The organism is Streptomyces sp. P5F9, from assembly GCF_057961495.1.
Genome location: NZ_JBXVPZ010000603.1, coordinates 1 through 4,964, shown reverse-complemented (window position 1 = coordinate 4,964; position 4,964 = coordinate 1). Strand labels below are relative to the sequence as shown.

Below are 4,964 nucleotides of genomic sequence, written 5' to 3'. Positions count from 1 at the left end.
CCCTTGGCGGAAGGGTTCTGCGTATCGGCGTCCTCGGAGGTGCCAGCGGCGTCAGCGGCGTCACCGGACCCGCCGGCCTCCGTCGCCTCCCGCTCCTCCCGCAGCTCCCGGATCGAGAAGATCTTCGTCGCCGTGTCCACGCCCCCACGCTGAGCCGCGGACGCGGACGGTGCCGCGTCCTCGCGGGCCACCGCCAACCGGGGATCGCGCTCGCCCCTGGCCTCAGGAACCGGACTCGCGCTCCCCGGCGTCGGTTCTGCCGACGACTCGCGCTTCTTCGACCTGTCGGGGGACTCGCCCGCCACCGATGCCTCCTCCATGCGCCGCACGCGCCGCGTGCGTCAACCGAACCGACCGAGATAACCGAGTTAGCTACAAAAACAGCCACAAAATCAGCTGGAAGCCAGCTGGATGTCAGCTGGGAAATCTCTTACCCGTGGTCCGGACGACGCATCAATGCCGCTGTCCGAACCATGTACCAGTGTCCTGTGTGCGGGCTTAACCCCTGCGGTAGACGAGAACGACATACCTGCCGGTTCCATCACGAAGCGGTCACGCACCCTCGACAGACCAATGTGAGAGGGGTCACCCTGTCATTCATCCACGCGGGGAGGCATGGATGGGCAGGAGCCGCAGAACTCTTCCGGAAGAGCTTCTGTTGCTGGCATTGGACCCGGCCACGGGTACCACTGCACAGCCGCAGTCGCTCGACCTCGGTCTGGCCGGAGCACAGCTAGTGGAGCTGGCGCTGGCCGGACGGATAGCCCCAGACGGGGATCGTATCGCCGTGGTGGTACCACGGCCGACCGGAGATCCGACTTTGGACTGCGCGTTGGAGTTGCTGCGAAGGCGTGGCGCTCCTGTACGTGCGGTGAACTGGATTGGCGGGCCCCGACTGGGACTTCGCCAGACCTACCTCTCGCATCTGGAGCGGTGCGGCATGGTGCATGCCGTGGCGGGACAGATGTGCGGGGTGCTGCCGACGACTCGCTATCAGGCGACGGACAACGAGATCAGCCGCGAGATCAGGGGCCGACTCGATTCCGCGATCCGCACCGGTGTGCCACCGGACCCGCGGACAGCCGCGCTCGCCGCACTGGCGCACGCGGTCGGTCTCGGCAAACACCTGTATCCGGGTAACGAGGGACGTTCGTCCCGCTCCCGGCTGCGGGACCTGATCAGGCACGACCCCATGGGCGGACTCGTGGCGCACGCCGTGATGGACGTCCAGAACGGGGTGGCGGCACAGCCACGCCGTAGCCCGGCCCCGGCCGGCCGTCAGGCCGCGCCCGGATCAAGGCCACCGGAACCGGCTCGTGGTGTTCCGATGCAGCCGCACCGCGGCACCATGGCGCGCGCCGTGGCTCACTGAGCCGCAGTCCCACGGCACACGCCGGCACCGCGGAGGCACACCGCACGACCGGTACCGACGCACCACCGCACGACCGCAGTACACGCCGCACCGCAGTCCCCAAGACCCGGTTCGGGAGCCGCTGGTCCGAGCGGGGTGGAGTAGACGTAACGTCTCTCCACCCCGCTCGGCCGCATCTACGGACGCCTTCGCGGACGCCTCGGGCAACCCGAACCCGGCTCGTACCTGCCGCATATCCACCGTTTCCCAGCGGTAGAAACCACCTTGGTGGCAGTCTGCTCAACAGCAGATACGCAAAGTGGCAAGCAAGTGGCAAGCAGTGAGCAGCAAGCAGCGGTAAGCGCAGCAGTAAGCAGTGGCAAGTAGAGGCATGCAGCCGGAGGTGCACGTTCCCGTGGCGTCAAGTGTCAATCCCACCGTCAGGAGACGCCGGTTGGGCCAGGAGTTGCGTCGACTCCGAGAGCTCAAGGGCATGACGGCCGAAGAAGTCGCCGAGCGGTTGCTGGTGTCGCAGTCGAAGATCAGCCGGCTGGAGAACGGCCGGCGCAGCATCAGCCAGCGCGACGTCCGCGACCTGTGCGGGGTCTACGAGGTCGAGGACGTCCGCATCGTCGACTCGCTCATGCAGATGGCCAAGGACTCACGCCAGCAAGGCTGGTGGCACTCCTTCGGCGACATCCCGTACAGCGTCTACATCGGGCTGGAGACGGACGCGGCGAGCCTGCGCGTCTACGATCCCCAGGTCGTCCCCGGCCTGCTGCAGACCCGGCAGTACGCCGAGGCGCTCATCACCGGGGCGCTGCCCGAGACCGCCCTGGCCGATGTCGAGAAGCGGGTCCAGGTGCGGCTGCGCCGGCAGGAACGGATCTCCGCGCCGGAGAACCCGCTGCGGCTGTGGACCGTGATGGACGAGTCCGCGGTGCGCCGCGTGGTCGGCAACCGCTCTTTGATGCGGGACCAGTTGGAGCATCTCGTCGAGCAGTCCCAGCTGCCGCACGTGACCGTGCAGGTGATCCCGTTCGACATGGGCGCCCACCCGGGGCTCAACGGGCAGTACGCGATCCTGGAGTTCCCCGACGCGGCGGACTCCAGCGTCGTCTACATCGAGGGCGTCACCAGCGACCTGTACCTGGAGAAGGCGAACGACGTCCAGAAGTACAGCGTGATGTACGAGCACTTGAGGGCGCAGGCCCTGAACGTGGACCAGTCCCGTCAGTTCATCGCGGACATCGCGAAGGAATACGCGCGCTGAGGGGCCCCGTTGGCGGAAGGTGCCGCAGAGTACACCTTCCGCCGGTCGGGATGGAAGACACCAGGGGTATATGCCACCCGGTCGAGTGAATGGCCGCTTCGCCCGCCGATGTTGGCGAGTAGCGTCGATCACGCCATCGAGCAACAGGCTTTGGCGCAAACCGTGTTGTACGTCCGATGCGTTCGTGGTCGGACGTGACGCGCGGTGACAGCAACTCATCAACTGGCATAACCGGAGCAAAAATGGCAATTCGTCAGGGCGCCGCGGACATGTGGACCAAGTCCTCGTACTCCACCGGTAACGGCGCATGCGTCGAGATCAAGTCGCCGGTTCTCGCGGCCATGGCCGTACGGGACTCCAAGGTCGACGGGGGTCCGACGCTGGCCTTCCCCGCCGACTCGTGGAACGCCTTCGTGGCAGATGTCGCGCGGGGGGCGCACGACCTTCACTGATGCGGCTGGTTCACCTTTCACAACTCCATAAGCAGCACAGTGCAGTTCATGCACGACAGGCAGTACAGGCAGTACACGCAGTGCAAGCGGTACACGCAGTGCAAGCGCTTCAAGAAGAGCCCTCTCGACTGGCCCGCCGTCCTGGCCGAGGGGGCTCGGCTTGTGCCCGGCGCCGTGAACCGGGCGGCACGTCACTCCACCGGGAACGCCACCGGGACCTCCACCGGGAACGCCACATCGCACACCGGGTCCCCGGGTCCCGCCGCCTCCCAGTCCGCGAAGTACACCTCGCGGCACGGCCCGGCGTACCGCAGCCCCCGCCCGGCGACCCACTGCTCCACCGCCTCGAACGCGGCCAGGATCTGCGGATGCGCCACCTGCGCCTTGGTGATCCGGGCGTACGCCAGCGTCCGCGCGGGCTCCACCCGGACCGCCGTCTGCCGGGCCCGCCCCTGTCGCGCGGCCCATGCCCGCGCGGCCGCCTCGTCCGCGACCGGTACGCAGGACTCGGCCGGGCCGTCGCTCTCCATGGACACCTCGGCGTGGTAGACGACGAACGGTGCCGCGCTCACGCCCCCGCACTCCTCCGCCGCCGTCTCAAGTCGCCCCAGGGAGGCGCCGATCCAGGCCGGCAACTCGTCCGCGAGGGTGTGCCGGGTCTCGGTGATCAGCACCTGTTCCGGTACCTCGACCGTCTCGACCACGAACTTTCCGTACATCTCGGAGCTCCTCCCCGACAGTCGTGCACGGAGGTACTCGGCGAGCGTGCGCTGCCCGGCGACCCGGGTCTCCACGTCCGTCCAGTACGCGGCGAGGAGATCGGCCGCGTCGCTCCCGTCGGCCTCCACCACCGAGGCGATCCGGGCCAACGGCATGTCCAACTGCCGTAGCAGCGCCACGAGTCGGGCCCGCTCGACCTGGCCGGCGCGGTAGTAGCGGTAGCCGCTGACCTCGTCGACGTGAGCCGGGGCCAGCAGCCCGAGCCGGTCGTACAGCCGCAGCGCCTTGGCCGAAAGCCGGGCCCGCGCCGCGAACGCGCCGATGGTCAGCAGGTCGTCGTCGTCCACCTCAACCATCCTCCGTCACCGGGCGGTTTCTGTCCGCCCGGCGACAAGGACGCTCAGCCTTGTCCTAAGGGCAAGGTCAACACCTCTCCGCGACAGTCCTAGGCGACGGCCGTCTCCACCGCCGCCACGACCTCCGCCGACTCCGGCTCGGTCTGCGGGGAGAAGCGGGCGACGACGGTGCCGTCGCGGCCGATCAGGAACTTCTCGAAGTTCCAGCGGATGTCACCGGTGTGGCCCTCGCCGTCCGCGAAGCCGACGAGGCGGTCGTACAGCTCGTGCCGGCCGTCCCCGTTGACCTCGACCTTCTCGGTCAGCGGGAAGGTCACGCCGTACGTCGCCGAGCAGAACTCGGCGATCTCCTCGGCGCTGCCGGGCTCCTGCCCGAGGAACTGGTTGCAGGGCACGCCCAGCACGGTGAAGCCCTGCGCCGCGTACCGCTCCTGGAGCCGCTCAAGGCCCGTGTACTGGGGGGTCAGCCCGCACTTGGAGGCCACGTTCACCACGAGGACGGCCTTGCCCGCGTACTGCGAGAGGTCCGCCGAGCCGCCCGTGAGCGACCCGATCTCGACACCGAGGGGACCCGTGTTCTCTGTAGTCGTCATAACCGGATGCTAACTCCGGTAAATGACGTTCTCCCCACGGGGCCCATGTGCCTACCGGTCTACGGGCTTATGCGCCTTTCGGCTTACGGGTCTGCCGGTGGCCGTGCGTCCAAAGCTCCACCGGCAGCCGTGCGTCCAAAGCCCCACCGGCCGGCCGTGCCTCTAAAGCCCCGCCGCCTTCACCACGACCTCCCCCGCCGCCGTCCGCGAATACAGCAC

At 68.2% G+C, this 4,964-nt stretch carries 5 protein-coding genes and 1 pseudogene; 3 read left to right on the top strand and 3 right to left on the bottom strand.

What is annotated here, in order from left to right; genetic code table 11:
• A pseudogene (locus AC31A1_RS46640) lies at positions 1–320 on the bottom strand (D-alanyl-D-alanine carboxypeptidase); the annotation flags it as partial.
• Between the two features lie 299 nt (positions 321–619).
• Here AC31A1_RS46640 and AC31A1_RS46635 point away from each other — a divergent pair.
• The 3 genes from AC31A1_RS46635 to AC31A1_RS46625 all read left to right on the top strand — a co-directional run bounded on the left by AC31A1_RS46635 (position 620) and on the right by AC31A1_RS46625 (position 3,076).
• Positions 620–1,372 (top strand): GOLPH3/VPS74 family protein, encoded by a 753-nt coding sequence (locus AC31A1_RS46635; protein ID WP_026150485.1) that lies wholly within the window; start codon positions 620–622, stop codon positions 1,370–1,372.
• Between the two features lie 394 nt (positions 1,373–1,766).
• Positions 1,767–2,624 (top strand): helix-turn-helix domain-containing protein, encoded by an 858-nt coding sequence (locus AC31A1_RS46630; protein ID WP_033287311.1) that lies wholly within the window; start codon positions 1,767–1,769, stop codon positions 2,622–2,624.
• A 242-nt stretch (positions 2,625–2,866) separates the two neighbouring features.
• On the top strand, positions 2,867–3,076 hold the full coding sequence (locus tag AC31A1_RS46625; RefSeq protein WP_327403331.1) for a DUF397 domain-containing protein: 210 nt from the start codon (positions 2,867–2,869) through the stop codon (positions 3,074–3,076).
• 191 nt (positions 3,077–3,267) lie between these two features.
• Here AC31A1_RS46625 and AC31A1_RS46620 read toward each other — a convergent pair whose 3' ends face one another.
• Positions 3,268–4,152: a MerR family transcriptional regulator gene (locus AC31A1_RS46620; RefSeq protein WP_489659132.1), complete on the bottom strand. Its 885-nt coding sequence runs from the start codon at positions 4,150–4,152 to the stop codon at positions 3,268–3,270.
• Positions 4,153–4,241: 89 nt separating this feature from the next.
• Entirely contained in the window at positions 4,242–4,745 is a 504-nt protein-coding gene (locus tag AC31A1_RS46615) for a glutathione peroxidase (RefSeq protein WP_328829883.1), read from the bottom strand.
• Positions 4,746–4,964: the final 219 nt, after the last annotated feature.

What these genes read in the sequence shown, in the direction of transcription:
- AC31A1_RS46635 (WP_026150485.1), top strand. Translation starts at nt 620, where the DNA reads ATGGGCAGGAGCCGCAGAACTCTTCCGGAAGAGCTTCTGTTGCTGGCA.
- AC31A1_RS46625 (WP_327403331.1), top strand. Translation starts at nt 2,867, where the DNA reads ATGGCAATTCGTCAGGGCGCCGCGGACATGTGGACCAAGTCCTCGTAC.
- AC31A1_RS46620 (WP_489659132.1), bottom strand. Translation starts at nt 4,152, where the DNA reads ATGGTTGAGGTGGACGACGACGACCTGCTGACCATCGGCGCGTTCGCG.
- AC31A1_RS46615 (WP_328829883.1), bottom strand. Translation starts at nt 4,745, where the DNA reads ATGACGACTACAGAGAACACGGGTCCCCTCGGTGTCGAGATCGGGTCG.